Source organism: Myxococcus vastator (assembly GCF_010894475.1).
Lineage (GTDB): Bacteria > Myxococcota > Myxococcia > Myxococcales > Myxococcaceae > Myxococcus > Myxococcus vastator.
This window is the reverse complement of sequence record NZ_JAAIYB010000461.1, coordinates 1-6,410: the sequence shown is the minus strand read 5'-3', so window position 1 is coordinate 6,410 and position 6,410 is coordinate 1. Positions and strand designations below refer to the sequence as shown.

Here is a 6,410-nt window from a genome sequence, read left to right as displayed (position 1 = left end):
CGCCGCGTTGGAGAGCCGCCCCCCGGCGCCGCCCGCGAGCCAGGACGTGCCGGACTGGACGCTGGCCCAGGCGCGCGCGGCGCTGAAGGAAGCCACCAAGGACCGCGACCGCCTCATCGACGTCGCGCTGCGCTTCGGCCGCAGGACCTTCGACTACGTCGCGTCCTTCGCCGTGCTGCGGGGCGGCGCCACGGGCCTGGAGGCGCGCGGCGAGGGCATGGCGGGAGAGCAGCTCACGCAGGTGTCCATCCCGCTGGACGCCAGCAGCGTCTTCCGCACGGTGGCCGTCACGCGCGGGAGCTACGCGGGCCCGCTGCCTCCGGACGCGCTCACGCGGCACTACCTGGAGCTGTTCGGGCGCCAGACGCCGCGCACCGTCTTCCTGTACCCGGTGGAGGTGAAGGGCCGGCTGGTGGCCATCCTCTACGGTGACTGCGGCCAGCGGCCCATCAGCCAGCGCCGCCTGTCCGACTACATCCTGTTCTGCCAGGACCTGCCGGCGGCCTTCCAGGAGCTCATCCTCTTCCGCAAGCAGCGCGTGTCGGAGCTGCGCGCGCCGGACGAGATGGAGCTCACCATCGACGTGGACCTGCCCGTGGCCACCGCGCCCGCGCCGGCCCCCGCGGTGGTCGCCGGTCTGGGATGGAGCCCCTTCTTCGGCCGTGGCGCCACCGGCAACATGGGCCGCGCCGCCGCGCTGCCGCCGCGCGCGCAGTCGCAAGAGGAGCGCCCGCCGCCGGACTTCGCGCCGCTGCTGCGCCGCCTCACCGGTCCGGACGCCGCGCAGCGCGCCAACGCCATGGCGGAGCTGGCGCGCTCGCCCGAGGCCAGCGCCCGCGTGCTGGCCCAGCACTTCCCCGGTCCCACGGCCTGGAGCCGGCTGCCCGTGGTGGAGCTGCCCGAGGCGGACGAGCTGGGTCCCATCCCCGGCGCGCTGTCCCGGCTGGGCCGCCCCGCCGCGCACGCCGTGTCGCCGCTGCTGGACTCCCAGGACGCGGACACGCGCTACTTCGCGCTGCTCACCGCCGGCAGCCTGCCCTACGTGGAGCTGGTGGACGGCGTGCTGCGCGGACTGTTCGACCTGGAGCCGGACATCTCCAGCGCCGCGCGCGTGGCCGCCGCCGCGCTCAAGCAGTTGCCCCGGCTGGACGCCGCCCTGCGCGACCTGCGCCACGAGCTGAACAGCCGCGACCCGCTGCGCCGCTCGCTGGCCGCGCGCGCGCTGGGCACGCTGCACGACCGCGAAGCGATTGAGGGCCTCATCCACCTCACGGGCGGCGACGACGAGATGTGCGCCCAGGCCGCGGCGGAGGCGCTGCGGGAGGTGACGCGCGCCACGCTGGGACTGAACCCGCGTCAGTGGTCGGCGTGGTGGGCGGAGAATCGCAGCCGCCGCCGGGCGGACTGGCTCGTCTCCGCGCTGCGCCACCGGGAGCTGGACGTGAGGCTGGCGGCCATCGAGGAGCTGAGCCGCGCGCTGCACGACACGCTGGGCTACTACGCGGATGCCCCCGAAGCCGAGCGCGAGCAGGCGGTGCGCCGCTGGGAGGCCGCGGCGGTGGAGCCGGCCAACGCGCGCCGGCTGGGCATGCTCTAGGTCCCCTGCATCGGAGCGCCCCATGACGGGTGGGATGTGGATCAGCCTCCTGGCCTGCGCGGGCCAGCTCGCCCTGGCGGGGCTGGCCCTGGCGCGCGTGGGCAAGAGCCCGCTGGCGCTGCCGCTGTCCCTGCTGTCCATCGCCCTGTCGACCTGGAACTTCTCCGGCTTCGCGCTGGTGCGCGCGGACGAGGACGGCTGGCGGCTGGTCGGCTTCGCGGCGGGCCTGATGACGGTGCCCTGCGCGCTGCACTTCATCCTGTCCTTCGTGGGGCGGCGGCGGAGCCTCGCCGGGGCCATGTACGCCGCGTATGTCGTCTTCGGCGTCCTGGCGCTCGCCATGCTGGTGGCGCTGGGGGCCCCCTCCCTGGAGGCGCACCTGCTCACGCTGCGCTTCGGGTTGACGGTCTCCGCGCTGGCCATTCCCATCCTCGGCGGGGGCTTCGCGCTCCTGGGCCTCCACGTGCTGCGCGCGCGGCACCCGGACGAGCGCGCCCGCGCGGGGCTGGTGCTGCTGGGGCTCACGCTGGTGGTGGCCCTGCTGATGACGGAGCTGGCGGCGGAGCTGGGTTTGGAGGTGGTGCGGCTGGGCCACGTGGGCACGCTCCTGGGCTTGCCGGTGATGGCCACCGCGGCGCTGCGCTTCGGCCTCTTCGGGGATGACCCGGGCGCGCCCCGGCTCGCGCTGCACGCGGCGGGCATCGCGGGGCTGGGGGTGCTGGCCTACCTGGCCGTGGTGCGGCTCTTCGTCGCGCAGGCGGGCACGCTCATCGTGTGCACCACGGCGGTGACGTTCGGCCTGGTGGCGGCGACGCGCCGGGGCGTCACCGCCTACGTCAGCCGGAGCGAGCGGCTGGAGCGGCTGGCCACGCTGGGGCGCTTCTCCGCGCAGATGGCGCACGACCTCAAGAACCCCATCGCCGCGATGAAGGGCGCCGCGCAGTACCTCAAGGAGGAGCACGCGCGCGGGCGGCCGTGGGACGGGCAAGGTGAGTTCCTGGACCTGCTGCTGGAGCAGGTGGAGCGCCTGGACCGGGTGGTGGACACGTACCAGCGGCTGGCGCGCGTGGAGCCCCTGCCGCAGCCAGTGGACCTGCGCCGGCTGGTGGAGGGCGTGCTGTCGCTCCAGGCCTTCGCCAGCCCGGGCAAGGTCGTCATCGTCCGGGAGCTGTCCCCCGGCCTGCCACCGTGCGCGGGAGACCAGGACCTGCTGGCCAACGCCCTGGAGAACCTGGTGCGCAACGCCTGCGAGGCGATGCCGGAAGGTGGCACCCTCACCGTGCGCGCGCTGCGTGACGGGGCCGGCATGGCCCTGGAGGTGGAAGACACCGGCGAGGGCATGGACGCCCGGACGCGCGAGCGGGCCTTCGACGACTTCTTCACCACCAAGGCCTCGGGCAGCGGCCTGGGGCTGGCCTTCGTCCGGCGCGTGGTGGAAGCGCACGGAGGCGAGGTGCGCCTGACAAGCCGGGAGGGGCGCGGTACGGTGGTCCGGATGCGCCTGCCCGCCACGGACGCGAGCCTGGGCGGCGCGGACGTGGGAGAAGCCGCGTGAACGAGTCATTGAAGGGCACGGTGCTGCTGGTCGACGACGACCCCGCCGTGGCCAAGGTGCTGGGCGCCCTGCTGGCGCAAGCGGGCCTGACGACGCACGCGGCGCGCGACGGGCAGGAGGCCCTGGCGCTGCTGGCGAGCAAGCCGGTGGACGTGGTGGTGAGTGACGTGCGCATGCCGGGCATGGATGGCCTGCAGGTGCTCGCGGAGGTGTCGCGCGGCTGGCCGGACGTGCCCGTCATCCTCCTCACCGCGCATGGCACGGTGCCCCTGGCGGTGGAGGCGATGAAGGCGGGCGCCGCGGACTTCGTGCTCAAGCCCTTTGACCGGGAGGAGATTCTCTTCACCGTCCGCAAGGCGCTGCTGCGCGCGCAGGGCGAGGAGGCGCGCCAGCAGGCGCGGCCCACGGGCGGCTTCATTGGCCGGAGCCGGCCCATGGCGGACGTGCAGGCCGTGCTGGCGAAGGCGGCCGCCGGCACGGCCACGGTGCTGCTGCGCGGCGAGTCCGGCACGGGCAAGGAGCTGGCGGCCAAGGCCGTCCACGACGGCAGCCCACGGCGAGAGGGCCCCTTCGTGAAGCTGCACTGCGCGGCGCTGCCGGACACCCTGCTGGAGAGCGAGCTGTTCGGCTACGAGAAGGGCGCCTTCACGGGCGCCGCCACGCGCAAGCCTGGACGCGTGGAGCTGGCCCACGGCGGCACGCTGTTCCTCGACGAGGTGGGCGACATCTCCCCCGCCGTCCAGGTGAAGCTGCTGCGGGTCATCCAGGAGCGCGAGCTGGAGCGGCTGGGCGGCACGCAGACGGTGAAGGTGGACGTCCGCTTCGTGGCGGCCACGCATCAGCCCCTGGAGGAGCGCGTGAAGGAAGGCCGCTTCCGCGAGGACCTCTTCTACCGCCTCAACGTGGTGCCCGTGTGGATACCGGCCCTGCGTGAACGCCCGGACGACGTCGAGCCGCTGGCCCTGCACTTCCTGGAGGTCCACGCGAAGACGAACGGGCGCCCGCCGTTCACCCTCACGCCCGACGGGCTCGCGGCGCTGCGGGCCCAGCCGTGGCCCGGCAACGTGCGGCAGCTCCAGAACTTCCTGGAGCGGCTGGTGGTGCTCTCCGACACACAGGTGCTTGGCGGGCAGGAGGTCCTCAACGAGCTGGCGCGCCAGCCGGGGCTGTCCCCCGCGCCCGTCGCCGCGGCGCCTTCCGCCAGCGCACCGGGAGCGCCGACGGCGCCGGGCACGGACTCCGCCCGGACGCTGGAGTCCCAGCGCAAGGAGATGGAGCGCCAGGCGATGGCGGATGCGCTCAAGCGCGCGGGAGACAACCGGACGCTGGCGGCGCGGCTGCTCGGCATCAGCCGGCGCACGCTCTACAACAAGCTGGAGGAGTACGGGCTGCTGTAGCCCGTCCTCAGTCACGCTCGGTGGCGAGCGCCTCCAGCTCCTCGTGGAAGGCCTGGATGAGCGCATGGGGGTCGGCCACCCGGCCCGCGTCCGCCGCCACGCCCACCGTCACCTGCCCGGCGTAGCTGAAGAGGCTCACGCCCAGGCCCAGGTGGCCCGCCTGGGGGACCCAGAACGTCAGGCCCTCCAGCCTGCTGCCCGCCAGGGACACCGCCGCGCGCGGGCCGGGCACGTTGGTGGCAATCAGCGACGCCTTGGAGCCGAACGTATCCACCACCCAGCGCTCCAGCGCCGCGGGCGTGTACCCCAGCAACTCCAGCGCGCCGAACGTCAGCACCGCCTCGGGCGAGCGCTTCAGCCGCTCCATCCGCCGCGCCAGCTCCTGCAACCGGCGCTGCGGCGTGCCCAGGTGCACGGGCAGCCGGAGGAAGACGACGCCGAAGTGGTTTCCCAGCTCACGAGGCACGGGCTCGTCGAGCGGCCGCAGATTCACCGGCACCAGCGCGTGCAGGTCCTCGGGGGGCTCCCCCAGCGACTCCAGGTAGCGCCGCAGCGCGCCCGTCACCGCCGTCAGCAACACGTCATTCACCGTGCCGCCCAGCGCGCGGCCCACGGCCTTCACGCGCTCCAGCGACACCGGGTCCGACCAGGCGGCGCGCTTCTGCGTCCCCAGCGGCCCTCGCAGCGACGTGCGCGGGTCCGGCGGAATCACCAACAACTTGCCCATGGCCGCGGCGCCTCCCGCGACCTGCACCAACAAGTCGCCCGCGAGGATGGGCTCCGCCGCCAGCTCCGCGCCCTTGCGCCACACCGCGCGCGCCGTCCCCGCCACCGCCCGAGCGCCCCGCACCCAGCTCGCGAGCCCACCGGTGGAAGGCCTCGGCGCGGGCTCGGGCGCCTCGGCGGCCAGCTCCGCCTCCGCCCCATCCGTGAGTGTCAGCAGCACCCGGGCCAGGGCCATGCCATCCGCGAGGCAGTGGTGCAGCCGCGCCAGCAGCACGTCCCGCCCGTCCGCGGCCGACATGACGTGGAACTGCCACAGCGGCCGGGAGCGCTCCAGGGGCGTGCTCATCCACTCCCCCACCAGCGACTCCAGCGCGGCGCGGTCTCCGGGCGGGGGCACGTCGAGCCGGGACAAGTGCCAGTCCAGGTCGAGCTCGGGGACGTCCTCCCAGTGCGGCAGCCCCACGAGTCCGGCCACCGCGCGCTGGCGGAAGCGGGGGTAGCGCTCCACCAGCCGCTCCCGCACCACGGCCTTCAACCGTTCGGAGTCCAGCCGGCCCTCGAACCAGAGCACGGCGGTAATCATCATCAGGTTGGCGGGTTCCTCCATGTGGAACCACAGCGCATCCACGCTCGACATCCGCTCCTGCGCCGACATGCCTCACGACCTCCCGGTGGAGGCCGTTCTACTTCTTTCCGGCCTCCGGGGTGGCCCGTTCGAACTGGAAGGTCTGCTTCGTCTTGTCGTCCACCATGAGCGTCAGGACGCCCTCCTCCAAATCCCACACATAGGCGCCGCCCTTGAACTTCAGCTTCGGCCCCGTCAGCGGAATCACGCGCTTGTCGCCACACACCGGGCCCACGGCCTGGCCGTCCCGCGGGCGCAGCCGCAAACTGTCCTCGCCCGACACGTCCAGCGTGCCCCAGGCGCGGACCACCAGCGAGTTGCCCTGCCCCAGCGTCGCGGCCTCCAACGAGGTCCGCAGCACGAAGCAGCCCGACGGCGTCACCTGCAATGAGCGCGCGTAGTCCGAGCGCGGCTGGGCCTCGATGCGCTCCTCCCGCACGGTTTCGTCTTCCGGCAGGCTGGCGGCCACCAGCGTCCAGGTCCCCACCAGCTCCCTGGGAGGCGCCGCCC

General features: G+C 73.9%; 3 protein-coding genes and 2 pseudogenes. 3 read left to right on the top strand and 2 right to left on the bottom strand.

The annotated features are described in order from the left end of the window. From G4D87_RS31345 to G4D87_RS31335, 3 genes and pseudogenes are all read left to right on the top strand, one after another. Positions 1-1,597: pseudogene (locus tag G4D87_RS31345) on the top strand (HEAT repeat domain-containing protein); the annotation flags it as partial. A 22-nt stretch (positions 1,598-1,619) separates the two neighbouring features. Then, entirely contained in the window at positions 1,620-3,152 is a 1,533-nt protein-coding gene (locus G4D87_RS31340; RefSeq protein ID WP_163786365.1) for a sensor histidine kinase, read from the top strand. Continuing rightward, positions 3,149-4,549 carry a sigma-54-dependent transcriptional regulator gene (locus G4D87_RS31335; protein WP_205507788.1) on the top strand — a complete coding sequence of 467 codons (1,401 nt, stop codon included), beginning with the start codon at positions 3,149-3,151 and terminating at the stop codon, positions 4,547-4,549. The genes G4D87_RS31340 and G4D87_RS31335 overlap by 4 nt, the downstream gene beginning before the upstream one ends. Before the next feature lie 7 nt (positions 4,550-4,556). On the opposite strand, the gene G4D87_RS31330 is transcribed toward G4D87_RS31335, so the two are convergent. Together G4D87_RS31330 and G4D87_RS31325 are read right to left on the bottom strand one after the other, a co-directional pair. Further along, entirely contained in the window at positions 4,557-5,930 is a 1,374-nt protein-coding gene (locus G4D87_RS31330) for a WS/DGAT/MGAT family O-acyltransferase (RefSeq protein ID WP_163786364.1), read from the bottom strand. A gap of 28 nt (positions 5,931-5,958) precedes the next feature. Next, positions 5,959-6,410: pseudogene (locus G4D87_RS31325) on the bottom strand (hypothetical protein); the annotation flags it as partial.

Bases quoted from the DNA above. Each gene is read 5' to 3' on its own strand.
- G4D87_RS31340 (WP_163786365.1), top strand. From the start codon at position 1,620: ATGACGGGTGGGATGTGGATCAGCCTCCTGGCCTGCGCGGGCCAGCTC.
- G4D87_RS31330 (WP_163786364.1), bottom strand. From the start codon at position 5,930: ATGTCGGCGCAGGAGCGGATGTCGAGCGTGGATGCGCTGTGGTTCCAC.